Source organism: Streptomyces ureilyticus, from assembly GCF_011045025.1.
GTDB lineage: Bacteria > Actinomycetota > Actinomycetes > Streptomycetales > Streptomycetaceae > Streptomyces > Streptomyces ureilyticus.
This window is the reverse complement of the sequence record NZ_JAAKZX010000117.1, coordinates 15,423-30,032: the sequence shown is the minus strand read 5'-3', so window position 1 is coordinate 30,032 and position 14,610 is coordinate 15,423. Positions and strand designations below refer to the sequence as shown.

Here is a 14,610-nt window from a genome sequence, read left to right as displayed (position 1 = left end):
GTCGGCAGCGACAGATGTGTATAAGCGACAGAGTATGGCGAGCTACCGTCCGAGTTTGTACGGGGCAGGCCGGGAGCCGGGGCCGAGCCGTGACATGGCGCGGATAATGTGCTTGGGCGGGAGTTGCCAGCGCACACGTGCGGGAATCCTGCGCAGCATGGTGCCGGTGAAACGCAGTTGAAGGTTCACGGCCTCGCGCGAGGGTGCGGATCGTCCGTACAGCTCATGGGCGTACGGCGGCAGTGAGGCGTACGCGACTTCCGCCACGCCCCGCCACACCAGTTCGCGCGCCGGGACGAGCAGGGCGGGTGTCGGCGGCCTGCGCAGGAAGTCCTCGACGTCCCGTGCGTCCTCTCCGGCGGCCAGGTCGGGCCGTATCTTCTCGAAGTACGCGGCGAGTTGGGCCTGGTCGGCGGGTACGTCCTCGGGGTCGAGGCCCACCAGCCGGGCGCTCTCGCGGTGTTCGCCGATATAGCGGTCGGCCTGCGCTTCCGTGAGGCGGATGCCGGAGCGGCGGGCGACATCGAGGTAGGAGTCGATCTCGGCGCAGTGCACCCAGAGCAGCAGCTCAGGTTCGTCGATCCGGTAGCGCTCGCCCGTGTCGGGGTCCGTCGCGGTGAGCATGGCGTGGATCTTCCGGACCCGGGCGCCTGCCTTCTCGGCCGCCTCAGTGGTGCCGTACGTCGTGGTGCCTACGAAGTTGGCCGTACGCATCAGGCGGCCCCAGGCGTCCTGGCGGAAGTCCGAGTTCTGCATGACGCCGCGCACCGCGCGCGGGTGCAGGGCCTGGAGGTAGAGCGCGCGGATGCCGGCGACCCACATCATCGGGTCGCTGTGCAGTTGCCAGGTGACGGAGTCGGGGCCGAAGAGTCCGGAGTCGCGCTTGTGATCCACGTCCACGCTGCCAGTGTGACCAGGCCATGGCCCTTTGGTACAGCCCCTGCGACAAGGAAGGCGACAGGCAGGCCAAGGAGGCGTCAGAGGTCGCGCAAGTCGATCATTGTGGCCTGATTGCATACGTAGAGAATGCAAAAACCTCTGCAAGACCGCACATAGATCTGATCGTGTTTGACGAGTACTGTCTACCGCGTGCTGGCTGAGCGACGACATCAACTGATCCTGCGAGCTCTCCGCTCGGGCGGCCCCGCCTCGGTGACCGATCTCTGCGGGCAGCTGGGCGTGAGCGCCGCGACCGTCCGGCGCGACCTGGTCCGGCTGGAAGAGGAGGGGCTGCTCACCCGCGTCCACGGAGGAGCGGTCGTCGGGGAGGGCGACCAGCAGGGCGACCAGCCGTTCGCGGAGGTCGTCGAGGTGGGCGTGGCAGAGAAGGACGCGATAGCGGTGCGGGCCGCCGCCATGATCGAGGACGGCCAGTCGGTCCTCCTCGACATCGGAACGACCGCCTATCGGCTGGCCCGGCAGTTGCGTGGCCGTCAACTGACCGTGATCACCAGCAACCTGGTGGTGTACGAGGAACTCGCGAAGGAAGAGAGCATCGACCTGGTGCTGCTCGGCGGCATGGTCAGACGCGAGTACCGCTCATTGGTCGGCTTTCTCACCGAGGACAATCTGCGGCAGCTGCACGCCGACTGGCTGTTCCTCGGCACGAGCGGTGTCCGCCCCGGCGGCCAGGTCATGGACACCACCGTGATCGAGGTGCCCGTCAAGCGCTCCATGATCGCCGCCAGTGAACAGGTCGTACTCCTCGCCGACGAGAGAAAGTTCCCCGGCACGGGCATGGCCCAGGTCTGCGGGCCCGGCGAACTCGATGTGGTCGTGACCAACACCGCGGCGGACGCCGCGACCTGCGCGACGCTTCAGGAGGCGGGGGTCACGGTCGTGCGGGCCTGAACACCGAGGCCATGGTTCAGCACCACCTGGCTGTCCGAGCGGATTCCGCTGGTGAGCGCGGCGCTCGCAAGATCAGTTCATGGCGCCGATCGAGAGGCGTGGCGATCACGCCACCCTCCAAGTTCAATCAAACTCGCGCAGGATCGCGATGAAGTCTTGCCAGATCTGCGCACCAGGTGCAAGCTTCTGCGTAATTCGAGCAGGTGTCATCACTGCACCGGTACTTCCTGAGCAAAAAGGCACCACGCCGCCATTCGCTGTCGACGGCTCAGGGGGAGGGGAGCGCTCATGCCTCGGGCCCTGCGACCAGGCAGCTCTGCCCCGACCAACTGGCGCAGCCCGGTGCCCGGGTGAAGCACCCGCGGTCACCGATCACGTCGAACAGTAGGAGAACGAAAGTGGATGTGTCCCGTAGACGGTTCGTCCAGACGGCGCTGCTCGTCGCGGCGGGCGCCGGAGTCACCGCCGCGTGCGGAGGCTCGGACAGCAGCAGCGGTACGAAGGACGGCAAGGACCTCACCCTCTGGTACTGGGGCGGTGGCCTCAGCGACAAGGTCGTGGCCGACGCCAAGAAGCAGTTCACCGACGTGACGCTGAAGTCCTCGATCATCGGCGGCACCTTCAAGCAGAAGCTGCTCACCACGATGAACGGCCGCAGCTTCGTACCGGACATCACCGGGATCAAGGGCGAGGACATCGCCTCCTTCCTGCCCAACGCAAGCCGGTTCATCGACCTCAACACCCTGGGCGCCGACAAGATCGCCTCGGAGTACCTGGACTGGAAGCTGAAGCAGGGACAGACCCAGGACGGCAAGCAGATCGGCTTCCCGATCGACATCGGTCCGACCGCGATGTACTACCGCGAGGACATGTTCGCGAAGGCCGGACTGCCCACGGATCCCGCCAAGGTGGCCGCGGAGATATCCACTTGGGAGGACTACTTCGCGATCGGAGCCGAGATCCAGAAGGCGTACCCCAAGGCGTTTCTGCTCAACAACATGACGGCCGTCTTCGACATGTCCCTCGGTCAGGGCGGCATGCGCATGATCGACGAGAACAACAAGTTCATCGGCGACCAGGACCACGTCCGCAAGTGCTGGGACCTCGCCGTGCAGCTCTACGAATCCGGCGCCGACGCCAAGATCAACGACGAGAGCCTGAAGGCCGCCGTGGCCAACGGGACAGTGGCCACCCAGCTGGGTGCCGCCTGGATGGCGCTGGACGTCAAGGACATGGCGCCGGACACCGCGGGCAAATGGCGGGTCGCTCCCCTGCCCGGCGGGCCCTCCAACATGGGCGGCTCCTTCCTGGCCCTGCCCAAGGAGTGCCGCAACCCGGAAGTCGCCTTCGAGATCGTCAAGTGGCTGCTCAGCCCGGAGAACCAGGGCCGTGGCTTCCAGGACGCGGCGCTGTTCCCCTCGTCCCCGGCGGCCTACAAGCTGCCCGCCCTGACCGAAGGCGATCCGTTCTTCGGCGGTCAGAAGACGATCGAGGTGTTCGGCCCGGCCGCCGAGAAGGTGCCGGCCTTCTACGAGGCCCCGGCGAACGCGGCGGTGGCCGTGCCGTTCTACAACGAGCTGACCAGCATTGAGTCGAAGGGCAAGAAGCCGGACGACGCCTGGAAGGACGCCGTCGAGCAGGCCAAGCAGATCGGCAAGCAGCAGGGCGTGAGCTGAAGTGGCAGCACCCCCCACGGCCGGGCCCGCCGCAGCACCCCAGGTTCCTCAGAAGCACCGCCGCACCGACCGGAGTTCCGGACGGCCGCGGCGGCGCCGGGGGCCGCGGCGGCTTCTGTCCTTCTGGCCGCAGTACGTGGCGGTGTCGCCGTTCTTCCTGCTCTTCCTGACCTTCCTGTTCTTCCCGATGATCTATTCGCTGTACCTGGCGTTCCAACGCTGGGACGGCATCGGCGAGATGAGCTACGTCGGGCTTGAGCAGTTCCGCTTCCTGCTCGACGACCCCACCTTCTGGCTGGCACTGCGGAACACCCTGGTGATCTGGGTGTTCTCCACATTCCCCATGCTGTTCATGGCGTTGGTGCTGGCCACCATGCTGAATTCCACGCGCCGCCTCACGAGTTTCTATCGCGTCGCCTATTTCGTCCCGAACGTCACTTCTGTGGTCGCGGTCTCCATCTTCTTCTTCTCGGCCTTCAGCGACCGGTACGGCGTCGTGAACGCGGTATTGCAGGCGGTGAATGTGCCGTCGGTCCCCTGGCTGAACAACGAGTGGACGATCAAAGCGGTCATCGCCATGCTGATGACCTGGCAGTGGACCGGCTACAACATGGTCATTTACCTTGCGGGGCTGCAGGCGATTCCCTCGGATGTCTACGAGGCGGCCAAGCTCGACGGCGCTGGGCCGGTACGGACCTTCTTCTCCATCACCGTCCCGATGATGCGCCCGATCATCCTGTTCACGGTGATCATCTCGACGGTGAACGGCCTGCAGAGTTTCACCGAGCCTCAGGTCCTGTTCGGCAGCAACGCGGCCAACAATCCGAACTCCGGCGGCCCGGGACAAGCCGGTTTGACCACACTTCTGTACTTCTACCACCAGGCTTTCGACAACAACAACTTCGGTTACGCCGCCGCGATCGTCTGGGCGTTCTTCCTGGTCATCCTGCTGTTCGTGGCCATCAACTGGCGACTTGTCCAAGGAAGGAGGAAGGGGTGAAGGCGCTCATAGTCCGCCGGCCGCGGACCGCCAGAGGACTGCTCCTCCACGCGATCCTGATGGTCGGGGTCCTGGTCTCGATGTTCCCGTTCTACTGGACCATCGTGATGGCGACCAACTCGACGCAGGACATCTCCAAGTACCCGCCGAAGCTCACCTTCGGGCCTCATCTGTTCGACAACATCCAGCGGCTGCTGGACAGCATCGATTTCTTCGGCGCGATGTTCAACACGGTCATCGTGGCCGTGAGCACGACGGTGCTCGTCCTGCTTCTCGACTCCCTGGCGGCGTTCGCCTTCGCCAAATACGAATTCCCCGGCAGACGTGTGCTGTTCGGCATGCTAATGGCCATCTTCATGCTGCCGCTCCAGCTCGCGATCATCCCCCAGTACCTCATCATGGCGGAACTGGGCTGGCTGGGATCGCTCAAGGCCGTCGTCTTCCCTGCGACAGCGAACGCATTCGGCATCTTCTGGATGCGCCAGTACATGATCGGCGCCATTCACGACGAACTCATCGACGCCGCCCGCATGGACGGCTGCGGCTTCTTCCGTCAGTACTGGCATGTCGGATTGCCGGCCGTCCGGCCGGGGCTCGCCTTCCTCGGCATCTACACCTTCGTCACCGCGTGGAACGACTACGTCTGGCCGCTCGTCGCCCTGGTCAACCCCGACACGGTGACCCTCCAGGTCGCCCTCTCCCAGCTCAACGTCTCGCACGGCCGACAGGACTACGCCATGGTGATGGCCGGCGTACTGCTGGCCGTACTGCCGCTGGTGCTGGTGTTCTCTCTGTTCGCCCGCAGCTTCATCGCCGACGCCACCAAGGGGGCGGTGCGCGAGTGACGGACACGGACAGTCACCCGCCGAAGGCGGGAACCACACGACCGTACTGAAAGCTGCCTCGCGGCGGGTTTCCACAGCGTCGTCCTGACGTCCACAACGCGGCCCCGCACCACCCCATGTGGCACACCGACCGGGACTGGATGCGCCGGGTGAACGCCCGCGTCACCGCGGGCTGAGCCCGGTCCTGCGGCGGCCCGGTATGCAGGCGGCAGGCGGTGCCGTGGTCCCACCGCTGACATCCGCCGCAGATCACTCCGGCACCCCTTGCGGTGGCTCACCGTCTCCGGTGGGTCACCGCGAGGGCGTTGTGCAAAACGTTTTGGATATCTAGCTTGTGCCGCATGAGTGACAGAACGGCTCCGCGGTCCGGCCGTCTGCTGGTGCGCGGCTGCGACGTGCTGCGTGTCCCGCCGGCCGGTGAGTGCGAGATCCTCCCGGCGCGGGACATCGTGGTGGCGGACGGCGTCATCGAAGACGTACGGCCGACGGGCGACCACAACCCGTCAGTGAAGGCGGCGGACGTGATCGACGGCCGCGGGCTGCTGGCCGTTCCGGGCCTGGTCAACGCGCACACGCACAGTCCCATGGTGCTGATGCGCGGTGCGGCCGAGGACGTGTCGGTCGAGGGGTGGTTCAACGACCGTGTCTGGCCGATGGAGTCCAACCTCACCGCGGCCGACGTACGGCACGGCGCCCGGCTGGCCTGCGCGGAGATGATCCGTTCCGGAGTCACCACCTTCGCCGACCACTACTTCTTCCCGGAGCAGATCGCCGAAGCGGTCGCCGAGACCGGGCTACGGGCCGACATCGCACCCACGTACTTCAGCAGCGGGGGTGCGGAAGCCCTGGAGGCCGGCGTGCGGTTCGCGGAGACCTGGCACAGCCGTGCCGGGGGCCGGCTGACCGTCTCGCTCGGCCCGCACGCCCCGTACACGGTCGACGATGCCGACCTGCGGACCCTGGCCGGGCATGCCCGGCGGCTCGGCCTGCGCGTGCACATCCACGCCGCCGAGCATCTCGAGCAGACGCGGTCCAGCGTGGAGCGGCGCGGCATCACTCCGATCCGCCTGCTGTACGAGACCGGGGTGCTGGACGCCGGGGCCCTGATCGCGCACGGCTGCGGCATCGTCGAGCAGGACCTGCCGCTGCTGGCCGAGCACGCCGGCACGACCGCCGTGGCCTGCTGTCCCAAGGTGTATCTCAAGCATGCGCTGTCCCCGCTCACCCCGGTGCGTGAACTGCTCGACGCCGGAGTCACGGTGGCGGTCGGCACGGACGGCGCAGCCGGCCACAACACGCTCGATGTGTGGGAGGCGCTGCGGCTGCTCGCACTCACGCAGAAGCAGGCCGTGCGGGACGCCACGTGGATGACCGTCTCCGACACCCTGCGCCTGGCCCTGCGCGGTGGTGCCCGCGCGCTCGGTCTTCAGGACCGGATCGGGGCGCTGGAGCCGGGCATGCGCGCCGACATCGTGCTCACCGATCTCTCCGGTCTGCACTGCCGTCCGCTGCACGACCAGCGCGCCGCGCTGGTCTACAGCGCCCGCGCCGCCGACGTACGGACGGTCGTCGTCGACGGTCGCGTCCTGATGCGCGACGGCCGGCTGCTGACCGTGGACGTACCGGCGCTGCTGGAGGAGGCCGACGCGCGGGCGGCCCGGATCGTCGACACCTCCCATGGAAGGGCGGTGCAGCACTATGACCCGTGAGTTCAGGTCGTACGAGAGCGGCCGGACGTACGCGGGCAACGAGGACCGGGCGGCGGTGCGCAGGCCCGCGTCCATCAAGGACGTGGCCTCGGCGGCCGGGGTCAGCCCGACCACCGTCTCGCATGTCCTCAGCGGCAACCGTCCGGTCAACGAGTTGACGGCCGCGCGGGTGCGCAGTGTCGTCAACCGGCTCGGGTATGTCCCGGCGTCCCTGGCGCGCAGCCTGCAGGCCGGCTCGACGTCGGTGATCGGCCTGATGATCCCGGACATCAGCAACACGTTCTTCGCCGAGCTGGCCAAGGGCGCCGAAGACGCCGCCCATGATCTCGGCTACGGCGTGATCCTGTGCAACACCGAGTTCGACGCCGACCGCGAGGACCGCTACCTCGGCATGATCCGCAGCCGGTTCATCGACGGCATGGTGTACGCGTCGGGGTCGCCCCCGTCCCGGCGGCGGCTGGAGGCGCTCATGGGCAAGTTCCCCATCGCGCTCGCCGACGAGGAGGTGGAAGGGCTCGAGGGCGCCCTCATCGCGACCGCCGACCATGAGGCGGGCGGGCGGCTGGTCGGCGAACACCTGCGGGCGCTCGGCCATCGCCGCGCCCTGATGCTGACGGGCCCGCGTGCCCTCAAGAGCGGCGTGGACCGGGCGAACGGCTTCGTACGGGCCTTCCGTGGCGAAGTCGTCGAACGTGTCGGCGACTTCAAGGAAGCCTCCGGCCACCGCCTGGTCGCCGCACTCCTCCAGGAGGGCGGGCTCGACTGCACGGCCGTGTTCGCGGCCAACGACCTGATGGCGTTCGGCGCCCTCACGGCACTGAGGGAGGCGGGTCTCTCGGTGCCGCGGGACGTCTCGGTGGTCGGCTTCGACGACATCCGGGCCGCCTCGCAGATCCATCCGGCCCTGACCACCGTCCACCAGCCGGCCTACGACGTGGGCCGCACCGCGACCGCGCAACTGCTCCAGTACGTCACCCGGGGCGAGGTCCCGCCCGCGTCCCGGCACACCCTCCCCGTCGAACTGAAGGTACGCGGAAGCACGGCGCCACCCGCCCGCTGACCCTCACTAGTCCCAACTGCCCTCGCACGGTACGGAGTTGACGTGCCGCGCCGCGCTACCCCCTGCCCTGCTCAGCCTTGGAAAGGCGGTTCGCCATGCCCAGAGTGCTCGTCGTCGGCGAGTCCTGGTTCACGTACACGGTCCATCAGAAGGGCTTCGACGCCTTCCACACCGCGGAGTACACCGAGGGCGGAGGCGTCTTCCTCGACGCTCTCCGCTCACGAGGCCACGAGGTGACCTATGTCCCCTCGCACGAGATCCCCAGCCGAGTGCCGGGCTCCGCCGATGCCTTCGACGCGTACGACGTCGTGGTCATCAGCGACGTGGGTGCGAACAGCTTCCAGCTGCCGCCCGAGACCTTCAACCGGTCGGTCCCCGCGCCCGACCGCTCGGAGCTGGTGCGCGGCTTCGTGGAGCGGGGCGGCGGGGTGCTGATGATCGGCGGCTATCTGACGTTCAGCGGTATCGACGCCCGCGCGCGCTGGGGGCGTTCGCCGCTCGCCGCCGCCCTGCCGGTGCTGATGCTGGACCGCGACGACCGGGTGGAGCTCCCGGCCGGAGCCGCTCCCGAGGTGGTGGGCGAGCACCCGGTCGTACGAGGACTTGGGCGGTCCTGGCCCGCGCTGCTCGGCCTCAACGAGGTCACCGTGCGACCGGAGGCCTCGCTGCTGGCCGAGTGTGCCGGGCATCCCCTGCTCGTCGTCGGCGGCCACGGCGCGGGCAGGTCCGCGGCGTTCACCTCCGACGTGGCTCCGCACTGGGCACCGCCGCCGTTCCTGGCCTGGGACGGGTACGCCGAGTTGTGGGACCGACTGGTGCGCTGGCTCGCCGGATCGGAGCTGTGATGCCCGTTCACGTCACTCCTCCCTTCGCCGGTACGCCCCATATCGCGGCCGGGCGGGGCGACTTCGCGCCACTCGTGCTGATGCCGGGCGACCCGCGCCGCGCCCGGCGGATCGCCGACACCTTCCTTCAGGACGCGCGGCAGGTCACGGACATCCGCGGCATCCTCGGCTACACGGGCCGCCACCAGGGCGTACCGATGTCGGTCCTCGCCTCCGGTATGGGCATTCCCTCGGTGTCGATCTACGCGACGGAGCTGTTCCGGTACTACGGCGTGCGCAGGATCGTCCGGGTCGGCACGGCCGGTGCGATCACGGAGTCGGTCGCGGTACGGGACGTGGTGATCGCCTCCGCCGCGCACACCGACTCCAGCCTCAGCCGCATCCTGGTCGACGGCGTGACGCTCTCCCTCGCTCCCTCGTACCTGCTGCTGCGGGCAGCGGCGGACGCAGCCGAACTGGAGAAGTCCAGCGGTGCGGCGGTCCACATCGGCCCGGTGTTCACCAGCGATCACTTCTACCTGGACCGCCCCGCTCTCTTCGACGCCATCCAGCGCCGGGGCACGCTCGCGGTCGAGATGGAGGCGGCGGGCCTGTATGCCGTGGCCTGCGCGGAAGGCGGCGAAGCGCTCGCCGTGCTGACCGTCTCCGACCACCTCCGCACCGGCGAGGCCCTCACCGCCGAGGAACGCGAGACGGACTTCGACCGGGCGCTGCGCATCGCCGCCACCGCGCTGCTCACCGATGTCTGAAATTCCCGCGCCGGAAATCAAACAGAAACCGGGCAACGTAGCCAAAACGTTTTGCACTTCCTACTGTCAACGCAGCCACTCACTCAGCAACAAAATGATCAGGAGGTCCATGATGCGATACGGAAGAAGCGCCGCCGTCGCGGTGACGGGCATACTCGCACTGACCGCGTGCGGAGGATCGGACGGGGCCGATTCCGGAGCGGCGTCCTCCGGCAAGCCGCGCATCAAATTGGTGATCAATGGCGGGCTGGGCGACAAGTCGTTCTTCGACTCCGCCTACGAGGGGCTGAAGAAGGCCGAAAAGGACCTCGGCTACGAGCTCAAGGTGGTCGAGCTGGGTTCCGACCGCACCAAGTGGGAGCCCGGATTCGAGGACGCCGCCTCGGCCGACGACTACGACATCCTGGCGGCCGGCACCTTCGAGGTCACCGAGTACATCGGCGAACTCGCCCCACAATTCCCGGACAAGAAGTTCTGGCTCTTCGACGCACCGGTGGACTACAGCGGCAAGAACGGCGCCTGTTCCAACAAGTGCGAGAACGTCTACTCCGTGACCTTCAAGCAGAACGAGGGCGGCTATCTCGCCGGATTCCTGGCCGAGAAGCTGGTGGCCGCGAAATCCCTCAAGGGAGCCGAATCCCTGAAGAAGGTCGGCGTGATGCCCGGGGTGAAGATCCCGGTGATCGAGGACTTCGTCGTCGGTTTCAGGGCGGGATTCAAGGACGCGGGCGGAAAGAACTCCGACGTCCTCGTCCAATACGTGGGCGGCGACAAGCCGTTCGGCGACCCCGCCAAGGGCAAGGAGATCAGCACCTCCATGTACGGCCAGGGCGCCGCGCTCGTATGGCCGGTCGCCGGGCTCTCCGGCCTCGGCACCTTCGAGTCGGCGGTGACGGCCAAGCGGTACACCTTCGGCGTCGACTCCGACCAGTACCAGACGCTCACCGACCAGGCGCAGAAGAACACCGTCGTCACCTCCATCCTCAAGAACGTCGGCACCGCCCTGTACAAGGCCGCGCAGGCGGACCAGAAGGACTCCCTGAAGTACGGGGCCGTCGACACCGTGGGGCTCGCCGAGGACGCCGTCGGCTACGTCGACGACGACCACTTCCGGGAGCTGGTGCCCGAGAAGACCCGTAACGAAGTCCAGGAAGCCGCCGACAAGGTCAAGTCGGGCTCCGTCACGGTCCCCAGCGCCTTCTAGCCGAGCGGCCTTGATGATGAACGAGCCATGGGGCAAGGACGGTCCGGCCGTCGCCGCTCGCGCGGTCACCAAGACGTACGGCAACGGGGTACGCGCCGTACGCGGCGTCGACTTGGAGGTCCCGCCGGGCGAGATCCGGGCGGTCGTGGGTGAGAACGGCGCCGGCAAGTCGACGTTGATGAAGCTGTTCTACGGTCTCGAGCAGCCCTCCTCGGGCGAGATCGTGATCGGCGGGCAGCCCCGGACACTGCGCGGCCCGGCCTCGGCGATCGCGCTGGGCGTGGGCATGGTGCACCAGAACCTCATGCTGGTGCCCTCCTTCACCGTCGCCCAGAACGTCGTCCTCGGCGTCGAACCCGGCCGCCGCGGTCTGGTCGACCCGAAGGCGGCCGTCGAGACGACCGCCCGGCTCGCGGAGGAGGCCGGACTCGCCGTCGAGCCCAGGGCACGCGTCGAAGAGGTGTCGGTCGGCATGCGGCAGCGCACCGAGATCCTCAAGTCCCTCCATCGGAAGGCGAAGGTGCTGATCCTGGACGAGCCGACCGCCGTGCTCACTCCGCAGGAGACCGAGGACCTGTTCGCCGCGGTGCGCCGACTGCGCGACGGCGGGATGACCGTGCTGTTCATCTCGCACAAGCTGCGCGAGGTACGGGAGATCAGCGACCAGGTCAGCGTGATGCGCGCCGGTTCCCTGGTGGGGACTGTCGCCACCGCCGACTCCACCGAGCGGTCGCTCGCCGCCATGATGGTGGGCCGCGACCTGTCCCTGGAGGTGGAACGCGCCGCCGCCCGACCCGGGGAGACCACCTTGCGGGTACGGCGTCTCGAGCACGAGGCACCGGTCGGCCAGTCCCTGCACGGCCTCGACTTCGACGTGGCTGCCGGGGAGATCGTCGGGGTCGCCGGTATCGAGGGCAACGGCCAGAGCGAACTCGCCGAGATCCTGGCCGGGTTGCGCCGCCCCACCGCGGGCACGGTCCACGTCGGCGGCACGGACACGGCCGGTCTCGACGTGGCAGGCCATCGCAGGGCCGGCGTCGGCTACGTACCGGAGGACCGGCTGCACAACGGCGCCGCGCTCGACGGGTCGATCGCCGACAACCTCGTCGTCGACCGCCACGACCGGCCGCCCCTCGCCCGCCGTGGCGTACTGCACCCCGGTGCCGTGCGCGCCCACGCCGAGCGGCTGATCGAGGAGTACACCATCCGCACGCCCGACCCGTCCGTGCCGGTACGGGCGTTGTCCGGCGGCAACATGCAGAAGGTGATCGTCGCCCGCGAACTCTCTGCGGGGCCACGCCTGTTGATTGCCTCTCAGGTCACGCGCGGCGTGGACGTGGGCGCCATGCGGTTCATGTACGAGCAGCTGGTCGCCGCCCGCGATGCCGGTGCCGCCGTTCTGCTGATCTCCGCCGACCTCACCGAGCTCCTCGCCCTCTCCGATCGGTTGCTCGTCCTCAAGGACGGCCGTCTGGTCGCCCGGTTCGACGACACGGCCGGACTCACCGAGAAGCGGGTGGGTCTCTACATGCTCGGCGTCGAGCGGCACGAGCAGGAGCACCTCACGGCCGGTCTGGAAGACCGGGGGGACGTCTCATGACCGCCACCCCCATGACCCTGATCGAGACCGAGGACCGACGCCAGTACAAGGCGACCCGGCGCCGCGACCTCGCCGTCGACCTCAGCATGGCCCTCGCCACGATCCTGGCCGCCCTGGCCATCGGCTTCCTGGTCATGCTCGCCACCGGCAACGACCCGGTACGGGCGTACGAAGTGATGCTCACCGGCCCGCTGGACCGCTCCTTCCGTGTCGGCCGCTGGCTGGAGGACGCCACCACGCTCACCCTGCTCGGGCTGTCGGTCGCGATCCCCTTTCGCGCCCGGCAGATCAGCCTCGGCGCCGAGAGCCAGCTCTACGCGGGCGCGCTGGCGGCAGCCGCCGTCGCGGTCTTCCTGCCGCTGCCCGCGGTCGCCGCCGTGATCGTGCCCATGGTGGCGGCGGCCATGGCGGGCGCCGGCATGGGCCTGGTGCCGGGCACGATGAAGGCACGCCTCGGCGCCAACGAGATCGTGGCCACCCTGATGCTCAACGCCATCGCCGTACGCGTCTACGACTACCTGGTCAACGGCCCGCTGAAGGAGCCGGGCAGCAGCGCAGTGCACTCGAAGCCCATCCAGCAGGACTCCGCGCTCACCCCGCTGAGCGACTGGTTCGGCATCCCGATGGGCCGGGCCAACGTCGGTCTCGGGCTGATGCTGCTCACCGCCGTCGGGCTGTGGCTGCTCATCACCCGTACCCCGCTCGGCTACCGGATCCGGATGACCGGCGCCAACCCCGACTTCGCGGCGTACGGGGGCATCAAGGTGCCCCGGGTCATCGAGTGGAGCTTCGTCATCGGCGGCGCGGTCGCGGGCCTCGCCGGAGCGCATCTCGTCCAGGGTGTGTACGGCCGCCTGGAACCGGGCCTGTCCGGAGCCCTCGCCTTCGAGGGGATCGTGGTCGCTCTGCTGGCCCGTAACAACCCGCTGGTCGTCGTGGTGGCCGGGCTCTTCTACTCCTACCTGCGCGCCGGGGGCGACATCATGGAACAGCAGACGGACGTCGGTACGGAGATCGTGGTCGTGATCCAGGCGGTCATCGTGCTGCTGGTCACCGCGCAGGCGCTGCCGGAGCTCCTCAAGCGGCGGATCGCACGGAAGCAGGTGGGCGTCCGATGAGTTCCGTCCTCGACGTCGTCCTCAGCAGCGCCTTCCTGGCGGCCGTGCTGCGGGTCGCCACGCCGTACCTGCTCGCCGCGTTCGGCGGACTGGTCGCCGAACGCGCCGGCGTCAGCAACATCGCCCTGGAAGGGCAGATGCTCAGCGCGGCCTGCACGGGCGCGCTGGTCGCCGGGTACAGCCATTCGGTCGCCCTGGGCGCGGTGTGCGGTGTCGCGGTGGCGACGCTGCTGGGCGTGCTCCTGGCCGCGCTCCGGCTGGAGTTGGGCGCCGACGTGATCATCGCGGGCATCGGTATCAACCTGCTCGCCTCGGGTGCCACCGCCTACGCCGTCTATACCCTCCTCGACGACAAGGGCGGCACCTCCGGCCTGAAGAGCGGCACCCTGCCGACGGTCACGTTGCCGGGCATCCAGCACGTGCCGGTGGTGGGCGACGTGGTGAGCGGTCAGAACCTGGTGGCCTGGCTGGCCTTCCTGGCCGCGCCGTTCGTCGCCTGGCTGTTCTTCCGCACCCGCTTCGGCTTCCATCTGCGTGCGGTCGGTGAGATGCCGGACGCCGCCGCGTCGGTCGGCATCCCGGTACGCCGTGTCCAGTACGCGGGGCTCGCCCTCAGCGGCGCGCTCTCGGGCCTCGCCGGGGTCTTCCTCAGCATGGGGTATGTGTCCTTCTTCGTACGGGACATGACGGCCGGCCGCGGCTTCATCGCCCTCGCGGCGGTCTTCCTCGGCGGACTGCGCCCGTGGGGCGTCTTCCTCGCCGCGCTCGGCTTCGGCGCGGCGGAGGCGCTGGCCGTGCAGCTCGGCACGCTGGACGTACCGCCGCAGCTGGTGTCGACGATCCCGTACGCGATGACGCTGGTGGCGCTCGCGGTGTACGCGTGGCGGCGGAAGCGGCGGGGCGCTGCCGGGGAGGTCGCGACCGCATCCCTCTGAACAACTCACATTCCACGG

Annotated in this window: 13 protein-coding genes; 12 read left to right on the top strand and 1 reads right to left on the bottom strand. The window is 68.5% G+C overall.

The genetic code is table 11. The features are described from left to right. Positions 1-42: 42 nt before the first annotated feature. On the bottom strand, positions 43-900 hold the full coding sequence (locus G6048_RS29860) for an oxygenase MpaB family protein (RefSeq protein ID WP_328827343.1): 858 nt from the start codon (positions 898-900) through the stop codon (positions 43-45). A gap of 189 nt (positions 901-1,089) precedes the next feature. Here G6048_RS29860 and G6048_RS29855 point away from each other — a divergent pair, with 189 nt between their 5' ends. The 12 genes from G6048_RS29855 (at position 1,090) to G6048_RS29800 (ending at position 14,592) form a co-directional block, all read left to right on the top strand. Continuing rightward, positions 1,090-1,851 (top strand): DeoR/GlpR family DNA-binding transcription regulator, encoded by a 762-nt coding sequence (locus G6048_RS29855; protein WP_165342711.1) that lies wholly within the window; start codon positions 1,090-1,092, stop codon positions 1,849-1,851. A gap of 398 nt (positions 1,852-2,249) precedes the next feature. Next, entirely contained in the window at positions 2,250-3,527 is a 1,278-nt protein-coding gene (locus G6048_RS29850; protein ID WP_165342710.1) for an ABC transporter substrate-binding protein, read from the top strand. A gap of 142 nt (positions 3,528-3,669) precedes the next feature. Further along, positions 3,670-4,527, top strand: a complete 858-nt coding sequence (locus G6048_RS29845; RefSeq protein WP_328827341.1) for a carbohydrate ABC transporter permease — start codon at positions 3,670-3,672, stop codon at positions 4,525-4,527. 59 nt (positions 4,528-4,586) lie between these two features. Then, the gene (locus G6048_RS29840) at positions 4,587-5,372 is read left to right on the top strand and encodes a carbohydrate ABC transporter permease (RefSeq protein WP_165342715.1); all 786 of its coding nucleotides are present in this window, start codon (positions 4,587-4,589) and stop codon (positions 5,370-5,372) included. 341 nt (positions 5,373-5,713) lie between these two features. Next, positions 5,714-7,081 (top strand): amidohydrolase, encoded by a 1,368-nt coding sequence (locus G6048_RS29835; protein ID WP_165342708.1) that lies wholly within the window; start codon positions 5,714-5,716, stop codon positions 7,079-7,081. Continuing rightward, positions 7,071-8,141 carry a LacI family DNA-binding transcriptional regulator gene (locus G6048_RS29830; protein ID WP_165342707.1) on the top strand — a complete coding sequence of 357 codons (1,071 nt, stop codon included), beginning with the start codon at positions 7,071-7,073 and terminating at the stop codon, positions 8,139-8,141. Before G6048_RS29835 ends, G6048_RS29830 begins: the two co-directional genes overlap by 11 nt. 95 nt (positions 8,142-8,236) lie before the next feature. After that, positions 8,237-8,986 (top strand): glutamine amidotransferase, encoded by a 750-nt coding sequence (locus G6048_RS29825; RefSeq protein ID WP_165342706.1) that lies wholly within the window; start codon positions 8,237-8,239, stop codon positions 8,984-8,986. Continuing rightward, complete coding sequence (deoD, locus tag G6048_RS29820; protein ID WP_165342705.1) at positions 8,986-9,735, top strand: purine-nucleoside phosphorylase; 750 nt, start codon at positions 8,986-8,988, stop codon at positions 9,733-9,735. Before G6048_RS29825 ends, deoD begins: the two co-directional genes overlap by 1 nt. Before the next feature lie 112 nt (positions 9,736-9,847). Further along, positions 9,848-10,939, top strand: a complete 1,092-nt coding sequence (locus G6048_RS29815; RefSeq protein WP_235990480.1) for a BMP family lipoprotein — start codon at positions 9,848-9,850, stop codon at positions 10,937-10,939. 13 nt (positions 10,940-10,952) lie between these two features. Further along, positions 10,953-12,539 (top strand): ABC transporter ATP-binding protein, encoded by a 1,587-nt coding sequence (locus tag G6048_RS29810; protein ID WP_165342703.1) that lies wholly within the window; start codon positions 10,953-10,955, stop codon positions 12,537-12,539. After that, complete coding sequence (locus G6048_RS29805) at positions 12,536-13,657, top strand: ABC transporter permease (RefSeq protein ID WP_165342702.1); 1,122 nt, start codon at positions 12,536-12,538, stop codon at positions 13,655-13,657. Before G6048_RS29810 ends, G6048_RS29805 begins: the two co-directional genes overlap by 4 nt. After that, on the top strand, positions 13,654-14,592 hold the full coding sequence (locus G6048_RS29800) for an ABC transporter permease (protein WP_165342701.1): 939 nt from the start codon (positions 13,654-13,656) through the stop codon (positions 14,590-14,592). Before G6048_RS29805 ends, G6048_RS29800 begins: the two co-directional genes overlap by 4 nt. The last annotated feature ends 18 nt before the right edge of the window (positions 14,593-14,610 follow it).